Source organism: Pseudomonas sp. NPDC088429 (genome assembly GCF_044753305.1).
Classification (GTDB): domain Bacteria; phylum Pseudomonadota; class Gammaproteobacteria; order Pseudomonadales; family Pseudomonadaceae; genus Aquipseudomonas; species Aquipseudomonas rustica.
The window spans coordinates 16,128-33,831 of sequence record NZ_JBIVMX010000043.1 but is presented as its reverse complement, the minus strand read 5'-3'; the positions used below and the strand labels follow the sequence as shown (position 1 = coordinate 33,831).

Sequence of the window (17,704 nt, the reverse complement as noted above, 5' to 3'; positions counted from 1 at the left end):
CGTTTTCCTGCCCGGGAGCCAGCCGATGGACGCCTCAGACCTTCAAGCACAAACCCGTAAAGCCCACGCCTTCAAAGCGCTGCATGAGCGTGCGCAAGTCTTCGTCATTCCCAATCCGTGGGATGCAGGTTCGGCGAAGATGCTCGCCAGCCTCGGCTATCAGGCCTTGGCCACGACCAGTGCCGGTTATGCGTTTTCCCAGGGCAAGGCCGATGGCGCGTTGAGTCTTGATGAGACCTTGGCCAACGTCCGCGCGATTGTCGCTGCGACCGATTTACCGGTGGCGGTGGATCTGGAAAACGGCTTTTCTGATGACCCGACCGAGTCCGCGAAAAGCTTGTTGCGTGCCGCCGAAGCGGGCGCGGTCGGTGGTTCGATCGAAGATGCGACGGGCCGCCCGGATGCGCCGATCTATTGTTTCGAACATGCCGTCGCGCGCATCGAAGCCGCTGTCGCGGCCGTGCGCACGCTGCCATTTCCTTTCATCCTCACCGCGCGTGCGGAGAACTATCTGCACGGCAATCCTGACCTCGATGACACCATTCGCCGCTTGAAAGCCTTCGCCGACGCTGGCGCCGACGTGCTGTACGCGCCGGGTTTGCGCAACGCCGAAGAAGTGTTGGCGGTGGTACGTGCGGTGGCGCCGAAACCGGTCAACGTGTTGATGTCCGGCGGTTTGAAACTGACCGTGCAGGAATTGCAGGATATGGGCGTGCGCCGCATCAGCACCGGTTCGGCACTGGCGCTGGCGGCGTTCGGCGAGTTCTTCCGCGCTGCCGAAGAGATTCAGCAATCCGGCACGTTCGGCTTCACCTCGCAGTCGATGCCGTACGCCAAAGCCAATCAGTTCTTCAAAGGCTGAACATGGGGCGATGGATATTTTGCCTGGTGCTGTTGATGATCGGCGGTGCCGCGTTCAGTGTCTGGCGCGGCTGGCTGCAGGTGCCGCCGCAATGGAATCCTTGGGCGCCGCTGGACGTGAAAGCCGCGCCTAATTGGCTCACCGGTTACAAGCTGATGCGCTTGCGCAGTGATCCAGAACTTTGCGCTCAAGCGTTGAGCAGTTCAGATCTGCGCGTCACCCGGCAATCCGACAGCCCCGACGCCAAGTGCCCGCTGATCGGCGCTTTGCGCGTGCAGGGCGGCGAGGTGGCGCTGAGCAGCAGTTTCCTCGCCAGTTGTCCGTTGGCGGTCGCCTACGCGATGTTTGAACACCACACGTTGCAACCGGCAGCTCAATCAATCTATGGCCAGAAGGTCACGCGCCTCGACCACCTCGGCAGCTTCGCCTGCCGCAATGTCTACAACCGCGAGAGCGGCGCACTCAGTCGTCATGCCAGCGCCGATGCGCTGGACATCGCCGGCTTTCGTCTGGCCGACGGCCGCAGCATCAGCGTGCTCAAGGACTGGCCGAAGCAAAATCAGGACGCGCAATTTCTACGGCAGGTGCGCGACGGCGCCTGCGAAGCGTTCAGTGTGGTGTTGAGTCCGGATTACAACGCTGCCCATCGCAATCACTTTCATGTCGATGTCGGGCGCTGGAGCGTGTGTCGCTAGAGGTTACGCGGCGAGGCGCAGGTTCTGCAGAACGATCGGGCGTGCCCAGCCGTTATCGAAGTCCAGCGCCTTCTGTTGCTCGACGATTTCTTCCGGCGGGAACGGCGGATATGGTTTCTGCATCAGGTCGAGGTCGAACTCGGCAATCGGCAGGTACAGAGGCTTTTTCTGCGGCGCCGGGCCCGGTTCTGGCATTGGCTGGCCGTTGTTGATAACCACAGGGCGAACCCAGCTGCTGTCAAAATCCTGCTGCTCTTGCTGCGCTTTCAGTTCTTCTGCCGGGAACGGTGGGAACGGCTTGTCGAGCAGATCGGTTTCGAATTCGGCGATCGGCAGGAACAGCGGCTCCGGCGGACGCACTTGAGTTTCCACCACGTCGCATTCGCGCTGGCTGACGATGTGCGCGTGCAGGTCGCTGCCGACGGTCGGCTCTTCGCTGCTGCTCAGGTCAACCGGTGGAAACGTGCCGCAGGCCGGCACCACATCACTCGTCTGCTCGGCCAGCGCCTGGGCAAAGAAATCCTGCCACAGGTGACTGACGCCGCTCAGTGCTTGAGTGTTTTGACGGCTAAAGTCGCCATGGGGCGAAATGTAGCCAATCGATGTGGGAAGAATGCCTGACATTTTTTTCGGTTGACGCTCAGCTCTGGCAAAATGCGCGTTGAATGAGTTATCGGCGGTTTTTGCCGCTCCTTGAATTTTTGAGCGTGTTTTCCATGATTGAGCAACCCGCGGCCTGCCGTATCCATGTCGAACCCCTCGGCGCGACGTTTGAAGCGCAAGCTGCGCAGTGGGCCGAGCGTCTTGGTCTGCCGCGCGAGGTGGCTGACAGCGAGTTTGCCTTGCAGGTCGGCGAGCAGGGTTTACAGCTGCAACAGCTGGGCCCGGACGCACCGGGGCCGGTGCGGGTCGACTTCGTTGAGGGTGGCGCGGCGCATCGGCGTTTATACGGTGGCGGCAGCGGGCAGATGATCGCCAAAGCTGTCGGCGTCGCCCAAGGCGTGCGTCCGCGCGTGCTGGATGCGACGGCGGGGCTGGGCAAGGATGCGTTTGTGCTGGCCAGTCTGGGTTGCGAGATGAGCCTGATCGAGCGCCAGCCGCTGATCGGCGCGCTGTTGGAGGATGGGCTGGCGCGTGGTGCGGAAGATTTTGAAGTAGCGCCAATCGTGGCGCGGATGAAGTTGCTCAAGGGCAATTCCATCGAGGTCATGCAGAACTGGGAAGGTGAGGCGCCGCAGGTGATTTATCTCGACCCGATGTTTCCGCACCGCGAGAAGACCGCGCTGGTGAAGAAAGAGATGCGTCTGTTCCGGCCGCTGGTGGGCGATGATCCGGATGCGCCGGCGCTGTTGCAGGCTGCGCTGGCACTGGCGACGCACCGGGTGGTGGTCAAACGACCGCGCAAGGCGCCGTGCATTGAAGGGCCGAAACCGAGCCATGCGCTGGATGGCAAATCGAGCCGCTACGACATCTACCCGAAGAAAGCGCTCAAGCCTTGAGACCGAGTTGCGCCCTTCGCGAGCAGGCTCGCTCCCACATTTGAAATGCATTCCAATGTGGGAGCGAGCCTGCTCGCGAAGGCGTCGATCCAGGCACCGAAGAAATCAGGGTTTGTAAGCGCGCATAAACAACCCCACCACTTCCTCAATATGGCTCTCCGCAGCCTCTTCGCTCAACGGCTCCCCGCAACCAAACATCAGTCGAAAATTCCCCGCGCCTTTGATCAGGCAAAAGAAATGCTCGGCCGCATTACGCGGCATGTCGATGTTCAGCGTGCCCGTCTCATGGATGCGCGTCAGCAAGCGCTCCATCCCTTGCACCATGCGCTGTGGGCCGGCTTCGAAGAAGATCAGCGACAGCTTCGGATCCTGCACCCCCAGCGCCATGATCAGACGATGAAGGTTCACCGATTCATCGCTGTTGATCAGGTGATGAAAGCCTCGGGCAATGTTCAGCAACACATTTTCCACGGCGATGCCTTCCGGCAATTCGAAGATCAGTGTGGGTAATTGCTCCTCGCATTTGGCCATCACGGCGGCGGAGAACAGCGTCTCCTTGTCGTTGAAATGGCTGTAAACCGTCAGCTTCGACACGCCAGCCTCGCTGGCGACCGCGTCCATGCTGGTGTTGGCATAGCCATGACTCAGAAACAGAATTTTCGCCGCGTCGAGGATCGCCTGGCGTTTGGCCAGATCCTTGGGGCGGCCCGGGCCGTTTGGAGCTGAAAGATTGTTCGACATTCTTCGCTTTTAATACTGGACTGGTGAGTTTGCTATTAATAACATACCCGCCAGTATAATTATTCCAAGCACCATTAGCGAAAGGTCCGTCACCATGTTCCGCCATGCGTTGTCCTGTGCGTTGCCAGCGAGTCTGGCGTTCCTTTTGTCAGCGTGCGGTCAGGAAGAAGTGACGCAAGTCACCGTGCGACCGGCCATGGTGGTGCAGCCAGAGCCTTCGGCGCAGGCGATGGAAAGTTATCCGGGCGAGGTGCGCGCCCGCTACGAACCTGATCTGGCATTCCGCATTGGTGGCAAAGTCAGCCGACGACTGGTCGATGAAGGTCAGCGCGTGAAGGCCGATCAACCGCTCGCCGAGCTCGATCCGCAGGATGTGCGCCTGCAACTGGAAGCCACCCGTGCGCAAGTCGCCGCCGCCGAAGCCAATCTCAATCTGGTGCGCGCCGAACGCGATCGCTACAAGACCCTGATGGATCGGCAGATGGTCAGCCGCTCGGCTTACGACAATGCCGAAAACCTTTACCGCTCAGGTGAAGCCCGCCTCAAACAAATCAAAGCTGAATTCAACGTCTCGACCAATCAGGCCAGTTACGCGGTGCTGCGTGCGCCGCAGGACGGCGTGGTGGCCAAGCGTTCGGTGGAAGTCGGCCAAGTGGTTGCCGCCGGACAGACCGTGTACACCCTCGCCACCGATGGCGAGCGTGAGGTGTTGATCAGCCTGCCCGAGCAAAGCTTCGGCCGCTTCAAGGTCGGTCAGCCAGTGTCCGTCGAATTGTGGACGCAGCAGAATCAGCGCTTCGCCGGGCAGATCCGCGAACTGTCGCCCGCCGCCGATCCACGCTCGCGCACCTTTGCCGCGCGCATTTCGTTCACCGCCGGCAAAGTCCCGGCCGAGCTGGGCCAGAGCGCTCGCGTCTTTGTGCAATCGGCCGATGCCGTGTCGCTGTCGGTGCCGCTCTCGGCACTCACCGCTGAAAACGGTGCGACCTACGTCTGGGTGGTCAACGGCAACAACACGTTGAAGAAAACCCCGGTGCGCGTCGGCCCGTTCGGCGAAAAAACCGTGCCGGTGCTTGAAGGCTTGAACGCCAACGACTGGGTGGTGGCGGCCGGCGTGCATGTGCTTTTGGAAGGTCAGCAGGTGCGTCCGGTGGATCGCTCCAACCGTGTGGTCAATCTGGCGGACAAGGAGTAAGTCGCGATGCGCTTCAACCTTTCCGAATGGGCGCTGCGTAATCGCCAGATCGTACTGTTCCTGATGCTTTTGCTGGCCATCGTCGGCGCGTTGTCCTACACCAAACTCGGCCAGAGTGAAGACCCGCCGTTCACCTTCAAAGCCATGGTCATTCAGACCCGCTGGCCGGGTGCGACCGCGCAGGAGGTCTCGCGCCAAGTCACCGAACGCATTGAAAAGAAACTGATGGAAACCGGTGAGTACGAACGCATCGTCTCGTTCTCGCGTCCCGGTGAATCGCAGGTCACGTTTATCGCCCGCGACTCGATGCATTCCAAGGAAATCCCCGACCTCTGGTACCAGGTGCGCAAGAAGGTCGCCGACATCCGCCACACGTTGCCGCCGGATATTCAGGGGCCGTTTTTCAACGATGAATTCGGCACCACGTTCGGCAATATCTACGCGCTGACCGGTGATGGCTTCGATTACGCGGTGCTCAAGGATTACGCCGACCGCATCCAGATCCAGCTGCAACGGGTCAAGGATGTCGGCAAGGTCGACTTGCTCGGTTTGCAGGACAAAAAAATCTGGGTCGAGTTATCCAACGTCAAACTGGCGACCCTCGGTTTGCCGTTGGCGGCGGTGCAACAGGCGCTGCAAGAGCAGAATGCGGTTTCGACTGCGGGATTCTTCGAAACCGGCAGCGAGCGTTTGCAGCTACGGGTGTCAGGGAATTTTCAGACAGTCGACGAGATAAGAAACTTCCCGATCCGTGTTGGTGATCGCACGTTCCGCATTTCTGATGTCGCCGATGTGCGCCGGGGTTTCAACGATCCACCGGCGCCGCGCATGCGTTTTATGGGCGAGGACGCGATTGGTCTGGCCGTGGCGATGAAGGACGGCGGCGACATTCTGGTACTCGGTAAAGCACTGGAAGTGGAGTTTTCGCGGATCCAGAAAAACCTTCCGGCCGGCATGCAATTGCGCAAGGTTTCCGACCAGCCAGCGGCAGTGAAAACTGGGGTCGGCGAGTTCGTCCAGGTGTTGGTCGAAGCGCTGGCAATTGTCTTGCTGGTGAGCTTCTTCTCCCTCGGCGTGCGCACCGGCATGGTCGTGGCGCTGACCATTCCGCTGGTGTTGGCGATGACCTTCGCCTGCATGTATTACCTGAACATCGGTCTGCACAAGATTTCCCTCGGCGCGTTGGTATTGGCGCTGGGTTTGCTGGTGGACGACGCGATCATCGCCGTGGAAATGATGGCGATCAAAATGGAGCAGGGTTTCGATCGCATCCGCGCGGCGAGTTATGCCTGGACCAGCACCGCGTTTCCGATGCTCACCGGTACGTTGATCACCGCTGCCGGGTTCCTGCCGATTGCCACTGCGCAGTCGGGCACCGGCGAATACACCCGATCAATCTTTCAGGTGGTGACCATCGCGCTGCTCGCTTCGTGGGTGGCGGCGGTGATGTTCGTGCCGTATCTGGGGGAAAAACTCCTGCCGGATCTGGCGAAAATTCACGCCGCCAAACACGGCACGGGCGATGGTCAGCCGGATCCGTATGGCACGCCGTTTTATCAGCGTGTTCGGCGGCTGGTCGAGTGGTGTGTGGTGCACCGTAAAACCGTGATCGTGCTGACGGTGGGGCTGTTTATCGCTTCGGTAATGTTGTTCCGTTACGTTCCGCAGCAGTTCTTCCCGGCCTCCAATCGACTGGAATTGATGGTCGATCTAAAACTGGCCGAAGGCGCATCGTTGGCGAATACCACCGGTGAGGTCAAACGCCTGGAAGCGATGCTCAAGGATCACGCCGGCATCGATAATTATGTGGCGTATATCGGCACCGGTTCGCCGCGTTTTTATCTGCCGCTGGATCAGCAGTTGCCGGCGGCGAGCTTCGCACAGTTTGTGGTGTTGGCGAAAACCATCGAGGAACGTGAGGCGCTGCGCAGCTGGTTGATCAGCACATTGAACGAGCAATTCCCGGCGATGCGTTCGCGGGTCACGCGTCTGGAGAATGGCCCGCCGGTAGGTTACCCGGTGCAGTTCCGTGTCACCGGCGAACACATCGAAGAAGTCCGTGCGCTGGCGCGCAAAGTCGCGACCAAGGTTCGCGAGAATCCGTATGTGGTCAATGTGCATCTGGATTGGGAGGAACCGAGCAAAGTCGTGTACCTGAACATCGATCAGGATCGTGCCCGGGCGCTCGGTGTGAGCACGGCCAATCTGGCGAAGTTTCTGCAGAGTTCGCTGACCGGCGCGAGTGTCAGCCAGTACCGCGAAGACAACGAGTTGATCGAGATTCTGCTGCGCGGCACGGTGCATGAGCGCACCGAGTTGTCGTTGTTGCCGAGTCTGGCGGTGCCGACGGATAACGGCCGCAGTGTCGCGTTGTCGCAGGTCGCGACGCTGGAATATGGCTTTGAAGAAGGGATTATCTGGCACCGCAATCGGTTGCCGACGGTAACGGTGCGCGCGGACATTTATGGCAAGGAGCAGCCGGCGACGTTGATCAAGCAGATCATGCCGACGCTGGATCCGATTCGGGCGGAGTTGCCGGATGGGTATTTGCTGGATGTCGGCGGCACGGTGGAGGATTCCGAGCGTGGGCAGAAGTCGGTGAATGCCGGGGTGCCGATGTTTATCGTGGTGGTGCTGACGTTGCTGATGGTGCAGTTGCGCAGTTTTTCGCGCACGGCGATGGTGTTTTTGACGGCGCCGTTGGGGTTGATCGGGGTGGTGCTGTTTTTGATGGTGTTCCGTCAGCCGTTCGGGTTTGTGGCGATGTTGGGGACGATTGCGTTGTCGGGGATGATCATGCGCAATTCGGTGATTCTGGTGGATCAGATTGAGCAGGATATCAAGTCGGGGCTTGGGCCTTGGCAGGCGATTATTGAGGCGACGGTGCGGCGGTTTCGGCCGATTGTGTTGACGGCGCTGGCGGCGGTGTTGGCGATGATTCCGTTGTCGCGCAGTGTGTTTTTTGGGCCGATGGCGGTGGCGATTATGGGCGGGTTGATTGTGGCTACGGCTTTGACGCTGTTGTTTTTGCCGGCGTTGTATGCGGCTTGGTTCAGGGTTCGGCGGGAGGCTTGATCTTTCGGTTACTTGGCGGCCTTTGGGCCGACCATGTTCTTGGGGTTTTGGGTGAATATCCGTTTCTGCGGGGGTTGCTGACTGTGGTTTCGCCCTTACGGCGAGTCCCTTTGGCAAACGCCCCAAAGGAACCAAAGGTCTGTGCCCTGACGTCCGGCCCTCGCTAAGGCTCGGGTTCCTTCGCTCCGGGTTCATCCGGGGGCATCGCCTACGGTTTGCTTCGCTGCACCTCCTCTCGATGCTTTCCCCGTATGAATCCCTCCACTCAGCCTCCCGACGGGCTCTAAGATCAAAATCAAAAGCAGGCGAGCTGACACTCAGCCTAGTGGTGGCGCGGGTGCGCCATGATTTCATGTAGGAGCTGCCGAAGGTTGCGATTTTTTGATCCTGCTTTTGTAGGAGCAGAGCTTGCTCGCGAAGGCGGCCTGCCAGCCGACCTGTTTCTGCCCGGATGTACACGATCCAATTGTAGGAATGAGCCTGCTCGCGATGACGGCCTGCCAGCCAACCTGTTTCTGCCCGGATGTACACGATCCAATGGTAGGAGCGAGCCTGCTCGCGATGACGGCCTGCCAGCCAACCATGCTCTGTCTGATTCAACACCATCCAATTGTGGGAGCGAGCCTGCTCGCGATGACGGCCTGACAGCCGACCTGTTTCTGCCCGGATGTACACGATCCAATTGTAGGAGTGAGCCTGCTCACGAAGGCGGCCTGCCAGCCGACCAATCTCTGCCTGAGTTGCCTCTATTTCCTTCCTACATCTTTTTCAGAAACCTCCGATATTGAGCCTGTCCCCCCTCGGGTGTTGTACTCCAGCGTCTGTTTTCAACCGCCTCGAGTTCACCCTTTCATGAAAAACCCACCCGTCTTCAAAGGCCGATCCGATCCCGTGTTCAATCTTCTGCTGCGCTCGCCGCACAAGCAGCGTCTGGCGGATTATCTGGCGTTGCTCAAGCCGCTGGATGATCAGGGCCGTTATCTGCCTTTCGAGGCGTTGCGTTATCGCTGGGCGTCCGGGTTGGATGTGAAGCTGTGCTGGGCGTTGGTCAAGAAGGCGCGGGTGGCGCAGTACGTCAATCTGTTGCCGTTGGGCGAGCCGGTGCAGTGGGGCAAGTATGTGTTGACGCCGTTGGCGCAGATCACGTTGTCGTTGGTGGATCGGCAGACGACGTCGGCGGCCCTGGATTATATGACCCGGCTGATCGGCGAGCAGGCGCATTGCAGTTATTTGCTGAATGATTTGATCGAGGATGAGGCCATCGCCAGTAGTCAGTTAGAGGGCGCGGCGACGACTACGCGTGTGGCCAAGGACATGCTCAGGCATCGGCGTCAGCCGCGTACGCCGGATGAGCGGATGGTGATGGGCAACTACAGGATGATGAATTTCGCCTGGGAGAAACGCGATGAGCCCATGAGTGTGGATTTGATCGCAGCGATGCATCGGGTGGGGGTGGAGGGGATTGCTGACGAGGATTATTCTCCGGGCGTTTTCCGGGCGAATGATGAGGTGGTTGTTCAGGACGGCGCGGGCAATACGGTGCATCGTCCTCCGCCCTCCGCCGGGTTGGTCTTGCGGCTAGAAAGGTTGTCGAACTGGATCAATTTGCCTGAGGGATCACCTCAGGAGAAGGGTCATGTGCATCCGCTGATCAAGGCGATCACGCTGCATTTTGCCTTGGGTTACGAGCATCCCTTTCGCGACGGTAACGGGCGGGTTGCGCGGGCGTTGTTTTACTGGTTCATGTTCAAGCATGAGTTTGCGGCGTTTCGTTACATTGCGATCAGTTTGCTGTTGCGCAATGCGCCGGTGAAGTATGGGCGCTCTTATTTGCACAGCGAAGCGGATGAGCTGGATCTGACGTACTTCATCGAGTTTCAGTGTTCGGTGATTCAGCGAGCGGTAAGCCAATTCACCGATGTATACCGCAAGAGTGTGGTTTACACGACCGATGCAGCCTGACAGAAAACCCTGTAGGAGCTGCCGAAGGCTGCGATCTTTTGATCTTCAATGCTCGACAGCAAAGACAAGATCAAAAGATCGCAGCCTGCGGCAGCTCCTACACGTGACGTTACAGCGTGCCGAAGACTTTTTTCGCCAGACTCGTCGCCGCAGCGGCCGGGTTTTGGCGGATGGTTTCTTCTTGTTTGCCGATCATTTCAAACAAGCCATTCAGCGCTTGTTCGGTGACGTAGTTTTCGACATTCGCGCTTTTCGCATCGACCACACCGAACGCTGCAGCCTGGCCGGCGAACGAGTTGTACTTCTGCGCCACGCCGACTTTGTCGGTCGCCTGTTTGACGATCGGCAGGAACTTGGCGCGGATTTGTTCGCGGCTGGATTTGTCGAGGTATTGCGTGGCTGAATCCTGGCCGCCGCTGAGGATGCCTTTGGCGTCGGCGACGCTCATTTTTTTCACGGCGTCGACGAGGATTGGCTGGGCCTGGGTCACGGCACTTTCCGCCGCTTTGTTCATCGCGGTTTCGAGTTCTTCAACCTGGGCGCCCATGCCGAAGGCTTTCATTTTGCTCGCGGCTTTGCCGAGTTTGCCCGGCAGTTCGATTTTCACCTCGGGGTTGTTGCTGAAGCCGCCCGGGGTGCCCAGTTGTTTGACGGCGATTTGCGCGCCTTGGGTCAGGGCATCCTTGAGGCCGCCGGTGGCGTCTTGTTGCGACAGGTCGCTCAGTGACAGGGCCAGAGCGTTGGCGCTGATCATCAGGCCGGCGCACAGGCCGGCGAAGCGAAGGGTAGGGCGGAGCATGGCGGCTTCCTTGTTGCAGAAAGTGGTGGCGGAGAATGAATTAACGAATCGCGTCGACGCGGATTTTCAGCGGCTGCGGGTCGTTGCCGTCGAGTTGCACGGCGTGGTTTTCGGTGGTGATGAACATCAGCTCGCCGTTGACTTCGATACGCGCGCTGACCGAATAACGGTGGCCGGGTTTGACCTGCGCCGGATCGTAGCTCAAGTGGAACGGCAGCGGCACCTGGCCTTTGATCGGGCCTTTCTGCTCGTCGAGCACGACCGCTGGGGCGTCGGCGAGGGAAACGTCTTGCAGGCTCACGCTCAGGGTCGCGCTCGGTGGCAGGGCGATGCGTTGCAGGTAGAACACTTCGCCATCGAGGCTGGCCTTGCCGGCGGGGGTGGTCGATTGGCAGGCGCTCAACAGCGTGGCGGCGGCGAGAAGGGTGAGTTTTTTCATCGGAACCTCTAATACTTTTGCGCCGGAAGAATCCCGGCGCCGAAGAGAAATCTAGCGGATTTTGCCATCAACGTCAGTGAACAAACGTAATGGTTTCTCCAGCCACTGCGAGATCCACTGCGATAGCCGCAAACTCAACGTAGGCGAAACCGGCGCAAGTTCGACATGCCACGGCGTGACTGCAATGGATTGGTGATAGCGGTTTTCCACACCGCTTAACGCATAGCGCTTGCCGGGTATGACGCTGTCTGGATCGTATTGCAGATAAAACGAAGCGGCGCTTCGTTCATCTTGAGTGACGCGGGTAAGTTGGGTATTCGGGTCATCAGCATCGTGCAGACTGATCGTCACGGCTTCATGTTCAGCAACGACACTGGGCTCCTGAGCTTCCACATACAGAAAGCCGATCGGACTTAGATGCAGCGTCTGCCGGTGCGGGGCTGTGTTGACGATAACGAAGTAGTCCAGCGCCACCAGCAAAGGCTGTTGGTCATGGAACATCTGAACGTTGATCTGATACTTCACGCCGACATCGCTGTACTGATGCGGAAATGAGAACTTCCAGTCGACATCAAAGACTGACGAGTGCCGCCAGTCTTTAATGTTGATCGGCGAAGTGGAGTTAACCACTTTGACGCTGACCACCGTTTCATTCTCACCGCCCTCAGGAGCGCGGAAGTCTGGGGGCAGACGGAAGTCGACGGTGACGATGGGAGTTGGTTCGTGCAGCAGGCTCATCTCGATATCCTTATCGCGATTTTTAAAGTGAGCCTATTTATCCACGAATCAACTAACGGGAGAACCCGGCGGGCTCTCCGTTAGTTATCGGCAAGTTTCAGCCTTCGGCGGTTACCGCGCTTTCAGCCGCATCTTCACTGCGATGCAGCGCAACCTGGCGGATCGACAAACGAATGTCCGCTGGCAGTACGCGCTTGGCCGCACCTTCGGCCAATTCACCGAGCAGTTCGTGGTAGCTGAGCTTGCCGGCCTCGTCGCGACGCAGCACGTCGAGGTCGAGCAGGGTCTGGATGAAATGACGGAACAGGCTCTTGTCGAAAAACTCCGGGGCGTTGAGGCCGTGGAGGATCGACAGGCGCTGGGCCATGACGGTGCAGAGGTCTTCCAGTTCTTCGGCGCTGATGCTGTTCTGGCCGCTGTTGAGCAGCAAGGACACGGTCATGTAGAAACGCTGCAAGGTCTGCGCGATGCTTTTCGACAGCAATGTCAGCAGCACAAAATGCCGCGAACTTGGCGCCGGACGCAGGTAGACGTCTTTCTCGAAACGCAGCAGACCTTGCTCGACGAATGCTTCCAGCCACTGATCGACCACGGCATCCAGTTCGTCCAGCGACCAGCGAATGAACAGTTCCGACTGCAAGTACGGATACAGCGCGCGGGTGTAGCGCAGGATCTGTTCGCGGCTCATGCGCGAGGCGCTCTGGAAGAAGCTCGCGAGCAACGCCGGCAGGGCGAAGATGTGCAACACGTTGTTGCGGTAGTAGGTCATCAGGACGGCGTTCTGCTCGTCGAGATAGAGAATCTTGCCCAGCGCATCGTTCTGCTCGGACAGCAGATCCATGTCCTTCACGTGCTCGATCAAGGCACGGCCATCGCCTTCCGGCAGCGTGGTGTGTGGCGAGTACGGGACTTTGCGCAGCAGCGCCAGATACAGATCCAGCACGCGAGCCATGGCGCGATCGTCCAGCGCCAGGCGCGTGGTCGACAGCAATGCCAGCGCCACCAGATTGACCGGGTTGATCGCCGCCGCTTCGTTCAGATGCTGCGCGACTTTCTCGCCGAGACGATTGGTGGTTTCGTTGAGCCACGCCGGTTTGAACTGTGGGCCGAGTTCCTGTTGGCGCCAGTCCGGTTGCTCGGCATCGAGGAATTCCGCCAGTTTGATCGGCTCACCGAAGTTGACGGCGACCTGACCGAAGCGCTGCTTCAGCGCGCCGATAACTTTGAAAATATCGAAGATCGATTCTTTCTTCTTGCTCGCGCCGCGCAGTTCGCCGAGGTAGGTACGCCCCTCCAGCACGCGCTCGTAGCCGATGTACACCGGCACAAACACGATCGGCATGCGCGACGAACGCAGGAAGCTGCGCATCGTAATGGCGAGCATGCCGGTTTTCGGTTGCAGCATGCGTCCGGTGCGCGAGCGGCCGCCCTCGACGAAGTACTCGACCGGGAAACCTTTGGTGAACAGCGTGTGCAGGTATTCGTTGAACACCGAGGTGTACAGCGGATTGCCCTTGAACGTGCGGCGCATGAAGAACGCGCCGCCACGCCGCAGCAGGCTGCCGATCACCGGCATGTTGAGGTTGATCCCGGCGGCGATGTGCGGCGGGGTCAGGCCGTTGCGGAACAGTAAGTACGAGAGCAGCAGATAGTCGATGTGGCTGCGATGGCACGGCACGTAGATCACTTCGTGACCCTGCGCGACCTTCTGCACGCCTTCGATGTGGTTGACCTTGATGCCGTCGTAAATCTTGTTCCAGAACCAGCTCAGCACCACTTCGAGGAAACGGATCGCGGTGTAGGTGTAGTCCGAGGCGATCTCGTTGCCGTAGCGCAGGGCCTGGGCCTTGGCTTTTTCCGCGGAGATGTTTTCGCGCTCGGCTTCGTCGAGGATCGCTTGCTTGACCAGCGGCTGATTGAGCAGGCCTTTGACCAGGTTGCGACGGTGGGAAATGTCCGGGCCGATCACCGCTGCTTTCAGATTGCGGAAGTGCACGCGCAGGATCCGCTGGGCCATGCGCACGGTGCGTTCATGGCCCTTGTTGTGGTCGATCAGCTCGCGCAGGTGAATCGGTGCGGAGAATTGCACGCGAGTTTTGCGGCCGAGGACGATGATGCTCAGCAGACGACGCAGGCGTCCGGTAACGGCCCAGCTGTCGGCAAACAACAGTTTCCACGGACTGTTTTCGCTGTCCGGCGACTGGCCCCAGAACACGCTGACCGGAATGATCTGCGCGTCTTCGGCAGCGTTCTGGGTGAGGGCGCTGACGAGGCGAGTCAGGGTTGGCGGTGCACCGCGCTTGTCCTGACGACCGAGCCAGTCCGGATCCGGCGTCAGGTAGAAAAACGCCGCCGGTTCAATCAGCGACCCCACCGACACCGGCAGCACCGGACGCGGCAGGCCGGCCTTGGTGCACTCGGTATCGAGCACGGCCAGATCGGTCAGCGAAGGGTTTTGCAGGACGTAGAACACCGGACGACTGCGGTCGAGGTTGAGGGTGAACGACGACTGGTTGATCGTCTCCGAGCGAACCCAGAGATACAACAGTCGGCGCAGGGTGCCAAACACAAGACGGCGGAACGGGGAACGGGTCATACGGCTTCTGCGTGAGTGAATAAAACCGAGCGTTTGCTCGGGCGGTCGATAGTGTGCCGTATTGGACGAAAATCGGCAAAAAAGCGGCGAAGTAATCTCCTGTTGAGACTTTTCGCACCTGTCATATACTCGGCGGTCTGTCGCCGGGGCCCTTTTATGGACGTCGGATGCAGGCTGACGTTCCTCAAAGGCTTTCCTGCGAAAAGCCTGTTCAATAATAAAAAAGGAGTATGAACAGATGGCAACACGTGAAACCGGCAACGTGAAGTGGTTCAACGACGCCAAAGGCTACGGCTTTATTCAGCGCGAAGACGGGGTGGACGTATTCGTGCACTACCGCGCGATTCGCGGCGAAGGGCACCGGTCGCTGGCTGAAGGTCAGCAGGTTGAGTACGCGGTGATTACTGGCGAGAAGGGTTTGCAGGCGGAAGACGTTGTAGGCTTGTAACCTTGAAGATCAAAAGATCGCAGCCTTCGGCAGCTCCTACAGGTGTACACATGACCCTGTAGGAGCTGCCGAAGGCTGCGATCTTTTGCTGTTAAGCGGTTTTCCAGGTGATTTCTTCTTCACCGTCTGCGCTGATGCGCATCCAGCGATCAGCCGTCTCTTCACCTTCTTCCTCGACCCACGTGCCCGGCGCGCAACGCACTTCTACGTTCAGCGCGGCAAACGCGGCACGGGCGCAGGCGATGTCGTCGTCCCACGGCGTCTGGTCGCTTTCCAGGTACAGGCTATTCCACTTGCCCACGGCTTTCGGCAGCCAAGTGACCGGCACGTTGCCGGCCTTGCACTTCCAGGTCTGGCCTTTCTGAACCCAGTCGGTGCACGGGCCCAGCGCGGCGCCCAGCCAGGCGGAAATGGCCTTGTGGTCGACGTCGGCGTCTTTCAGGTAAATCTCGATGTCCGGTTGGCGCATGGATGTCCTCACTGCGGTCTGAAAAATCCACTCGCGGATTTAGCCGGCCCCGGGCACTCGCCCGAGACCAAAAGTTTATTGAAGAACGAAATAATCGTAGCGCATCGACACCGTGGTCTCGAACGGCTCGGCCTGTTCGATCACCGCCGCGCGACGCTCGGCACTGGCGCGCCAGCCGTGGGGCGTCATCGCCAACAGGTTGGCGCGATCCTCGGGCTTGTCCAGCGTCAGCTTGAATTCCAGGGTTTCGCTGTGCGCCAGCGCCATGCCTTGCGGCACCAAGGCCAGATGCTTGTCGTCGGTGTACTCGCGCACTTCGTCGTACAGACGCTCGCGCAGTTCCATCAGGTGGCCGCTGGTCGGGCCGACTTTCATCAGACCGCCGCCAACGCTGAGCAAGCGCCTGGCTTCTTCCCAATCCAGTGGACTGAAGACGCTGGCGAGAAACTGGCAGCTACCCGACGCCAATGGCACGCGGGCCATGCTGGCGATCAACCAGCTAATCGCCGGGTTACGTTTGCACGCGCGTTTGACCGCTTCACGGGAGATGTCCAGCGCGTAGCCATCGGCGTTCGGCAAGGCCTCGGCGATTTGCGCGGTGTAATAACCCTCGCCACAACCGATGTCGACCCAGCGGCCCGGCGCATAACTCGCCGCCAGCTCGGCCAGACGCTTGGCCACCGGCGCGTAATGGCCGGCGTTCAAAAAGTCGCGGCGCGCCTCGACCATGGCCTGGTTGTCGCCAGGGTCGCGGCTGTTTTTGTGCTGCACCGGCAGCAGGTTCAGATAACCCTGGCGCGCACGGTCGAAGCGGTGGCCGGCGGGGCAGACCACGCCGTTATCCACCGCATTCAGCGGCTCACTGCAGATCGGACACGCGAGCATCAGGCGAGCAACTTGATCATGGTTTGGTAGTAGATCTCGGTCAGTACGTCGAGATCCGCCGCCAATACGCGTTCGTTGACCTGGTGGATGGTCGCGTTGACCGGGCCCAGTTCAACCACTTGCGTGCCCATGGTCGCGATGAAGCGGCCATCGGACGTACCGCCGCTGGTCGACGCTTTGGTCTCGCGACCGGTGATGTCCTTGATGCTCGCCGACACCGCGTCGAGCAGTGCGCCCGGTTCGGTGAGGAACGGCAGACCGGACAGCGCCCAGTCGATGTGCCAGTCCAGATCGTGTTTGTCGAGAATATCGGCCACACGTTTCTGCAGGCCTTCGACGGTCGATTCGGTGGAGAAACGGAAGTTGAACACCGCCACCAGATCGCCCGGAATCACGTTGGTCGCGCCGGTGCCGGAGTTGACGTTGGAAATCTGGAAGCTGGTCGGCGGGAAGAAATCGTTGCCATGATCCCAATGCTCGGTGGCGAGTTCGGCCAGTGCCGGAGCGGCGAGGTGGATCGGATTTTTCGCCAGATGCGGATAGGCGACGTGACCCTGGATGCCTTTGACGGTGAGCTTGGCGCCCAGCGAGCCACGACGGCCGTTTTTCACCACGTCGCCCACCAGCGTGGTGCTCGACGGTTCGCCGACGATGCACCAGTCCAGACGTTCGTTACGCGCGGCCAAACGCTCGACCACAGCCTTGGTGCCGTGGTGCGCCGGGCCTTCTTCATCGCTGGTGATCAGGAACGCGACTTTGCCCTTGTGGTTCGGGTAGTCGGCGACGAAGCGCTCGGCGGCGACGGTCATCGACGCCAGGCTGCCTTTCATGTCTGCCGCGCCACGGCCGCAGAGCATGCCGTGTTCATCGATCAGCGCATTGAACGGGTCGATCTGCCACGCGGTGACCGGGCCGGTCGGCACCACGTCGGTGTGACCGGCGAAGCACAGCACCGGGCCGTCGTTGTTGCCGTGAGTGGCCCAGAAGTTATCCACATCTTCGATGCGCATCGGCTCGAGGGTAAAACCGGCATCGCCCAGGCGCTGCATCATCTGCTTCTGGCAATCGGCGTCGACCGGCGTCACGGATGGACGGCGGATCAGGTCGATGGCGAGTTGGAGGGTCGGCGAAAGGTCGGCGTGGGCCGTCATGGAAAACTCCGGGAGCTTGAAATTGGTCTAGGGCCAATGTGGGAGCGAGCTTGCTCGCGAAAGCGGTATAGCAGGCAACATAGAGGTTGAATGTTACAAAGCCTTCGCGAGCAAGCTCGCTCCCACAGGGATTGGGTTCGGTCAGTTACA

General features: G+C 59.8%; 16 protein-coding genes. 7 read left to right on the top strand and 9 right to left on the bottom strand.

The features are described from left to right. Window positions 1-25: 25 nt before the first annotated feature. Window positions 26-862 carry an isocitrate lyase/phosphoenolpyruvate mutase family protein gene (locus tag ACIP66_RS19680; protein ID WP_400650158.1) on the top strand — a complete coding sequence of 279 codons (837 nt, stop codon included), beginning with the start codon at window positions 26-28 and terminating at the stop codon, window positions 860-862. A 2-nt stretch (window positions 863-864) separates the two neighbouring features. Next, window positions 865-1,557, top strand: a complete 693-nt coding sequence (locus ACIP66_RS19675) for an extensin family protein (protein WP_400650156.1) — start codon at window positions 865-867, stop codon at window positions 1,555-1,557. A 3-nt stretch (window positions 1,558-1,560) separates the two neighbouring features. Here ACIP66_RS19675 and ACIP66_RS19670 read toward each other — a convergent pair whose 3' ends face one another. After that, window positions 1,561-2,181: an energy transducer TonB gene (locus ACIP66_RS19670; RefSeq protein ID WP_212543963.1), complete on the bottom strand. Its 621-nt coding sequence runs from the start codon at window positions 2,179-2,181 to the stop codon at window positions 1,561-1,563. Window positions 2,182-2,273: 92 nt separating this feature from the next. On the opposite strand from ACIP66_RS19670, the gene ACIP66_RS19665 reads away from it, so the two are divergent. Continuing rightward, window positions 2,274-3,056 carry a class I SAM-dependent methyltransferase gene (locus ACIP66_RS19665; protein WP_400650153.1) on the top strand — a complete coding sequence of 261 codons (783 nt, stop codon included), beginning with the start codon at window positions 2,274-2,276 and terminating at the stop codon, window positions 3,054-3,056. A gap of 105 nt (window positions 3,057-3,161) precedes the next feature. On the opposite strand, the gene ACIP66_RS19660 is transcribed toward ACIP66_RS19665, so the two are convergent. After that, a complete protein-coding gene (locus ACIP66_RS19660; protein ID WP_400650150.1) occupies window positions 3,162-3,797 on the bottom strand; it encodes a TetR/AcrR family transcriptional regulator in 636 nt (211 codons plus the stop codon). A 94-nt stretch (window positions 3,798-3,891) separates the two neighbouring features. On the opposite strand from ACIP66_RS19660, the gene ACIP66_RS19655 reads away from it, so the two are divergent. The 3 genes from ACIP66_RS19655 (at window position 3,892) to ACIP66_RS19645 (ending at window position 10,029) form a co-directional block, all read left to right on the top strand. Beyond that, a complete protein-coding gene (locus ACIP66_RS19655) occupies window positions 3,892-4,992 on the top strand; it encodes an efflux RND transporter periplasmic adaptor subunit (protein WP_212549617.1) in 1,101 nt (366 codons plus the stop codon). Between the two features lie 6 nt (window positions 4,993-4,998). After that, entirely contained in the window at window positions 4,999-8,067 is a 3,069-nt protein-coding gene (locus ACIP66_RS19650) for an efflux RND transporter permease subunit (RefSeq protein WP_400650147.1), read from the top strand. Window positions 8,068-8,919: 852 nt separating this feature from the next. Beyond that, the gene (locus tag ACIP66_RS19645) at window positions 8,920-10,029 is read left to right on the top strand and encodes a Fic family protein (RefSeq protein WP_400650144.1); all 1,110 of its coding nucleotides are present in this window, start codon (window positions 8,920-8,922) and stop codon (window positions 10,027-10,029) included. A gap of 109 nt (window positions 10,030-10,138) precedes the next feature. On the opposite strand, the gene ACIP66_RS19640 is transcribed toward ACIP66_RS19645, so the two are convergent. From ACIP66_RS19640 to plsB, 4 genes are all read right to left on the bottom strand, one after another. Next, window positions 10,139-10,828: a DUF4197 domain-containing protein gene (locus tag ACIP66_RS19640; protein WP_053117582.1), complete on the bottom strand. Its 690-nt coding sequence runs from the start codon at window positions 10,826-10,828 to the stop codon at window positions 10,139-10,141. Between the two features lie 40 nt (window positions 10,829-10,868). Next, complete coding sequence (locus ACIP66_RS19635) at window positions 10,869-11,267, bottom strand: YbaY family lipoprotein (protein WP_053117584.1); 399 nt, start codon at window positions 11,265-11,267, stop codon at window positions 10,869-10,871. A 51-nt stretch (window positions 11,268-11,318) separates the two neighbouring features. After that, window positions 11,319-12,005 carry a hypothetical protein gene (locus ACIP66_RS19630; RefSeq protein ID WP_400650140.1) on the bottom strand — a complete coding sequence of 229 codons (687 nt, stop codon included), beginning with the start codon at window positions 12,003-12,005 and terminating at the stop codon, window positions 11,319-11,321. Window positions 12,006-12,102: 97 nt separating this feature from the next. Then, entirely contained in the window at window positions 12,103-14,601 is a 2,499-nt protein-coding gene (gene plsB, locus ACIP66_RS19625; RefSeq protein WP_400650137.1) for a glycerol-3-phosphate 1-O-acyltransferase PlsB, read from the bottom strand. Window positions 14,602-14,839: 238 nt separating this feature from the next. Between plsB and ACIP66_RS19620 the strand changes: the two genes are divergently transcribed. Next, a complete protein-coding gene (locus ACIP66_RS19620) occupies window positions 14,840-15,049 on the top strand; it encodes a cold-shock protein (RefSeq protein ID WP_053117589.1) in 210 nt (69 codons plus the stop codon). 91 nt (window positions 15,050-15,140) lie between these two features. Here ACIP66_RS19620 and ACIP66_RS19615 read toward each other — a convergent pair whose 3' ends face one another. From ACIP66_RS19615 to dapE, 3 genes are all read right to left on the bottom strand, one after another. After that, complete coding sequence (locus ACIP66_RS19615) at window positions 15,141-15,518, bottom strand: hypothetical protein (RefSeq protein ID WP_282358434.1); 378 nt, start codon at window positions 15,516-15,518, stop codon at window positions 15,141-15,143. 75 nt (window positions 15,519-15,593) lie between these two features. Continuing rightward, a complete protein-coding gene (locus tag ACIP66_RS19610; protein WP_400650134.1) occupies window positions 15,594-16,403 on the bottom strand; it encodes a putative RNA methyltransferase in 810 nt (269 codons plus the stop codon). Then, complete coding sequence (gene dapE / locus ACIP66_RS19605) at window positions 16,403-17,554, bottom strand: succinyl-diaminopimelate desuccinylase (protein ID WP_400650131.1); 1,152 nt, start codon at window positions 17,552-17,554, stop codon at window positions 16,403-16,405. Before dapE ends, ACIP66_RS19610 begins: the two co-directional genes overlap by 1 nt. Window positions 17,555-17,704: the final 150 nt, after the last annotated feature.